Here is a 223-nt window from a genome sequence, read left to right as displayed (position 1 = left end):
AGCGCGCCGCGCTTCACCCCAAAGGGCTCACCGGCACGAAGCCGGTGATAGCATGGGAGAGGCTGGGACCAGGGGGTGTCGGAGCCGTGCCTCTCCCCGTCATGGCCGCACGTGTTGCGGCCATCTCCGTCTTTTCGCGTTGCAGTTCGAAGACGTGGGGGCCCGGCTCAAGGCCGGGGATGATCGGGTGAGAGCTGGCCATGTGGCGGAAGAGGCTCCGGAT

The 223-nt window shown here is 67.3% G+C and carries 1 protein-coding gene; it reads right to left on the bottom strand.

Translation table 11 applies throughout. The annotated features are described in order from the left end of the window. Window positions 1-13 precede the first annotated feature (13 nt). On the bottom strand, window positions 14-223 hold a 210-nt coding region (locus E4K09_RS29810), incomplete at its 5' end, for a hypothetical protein (protein ID WP_204985733.1).

The organism is Microvirga pakistanensis (assembly GCF_004458765.1).
GTDB classification, from domain to species: domain Bacteria; phylum Pseudomonadota; class Alphaproteobacteria; order Rhizobiales; family Beijerinckiaceae; genus Microvirga; species Microvirga pakistanensis.
This window is presented reverse-complemented; position numbering and strand designations above follow the sequence as displayed.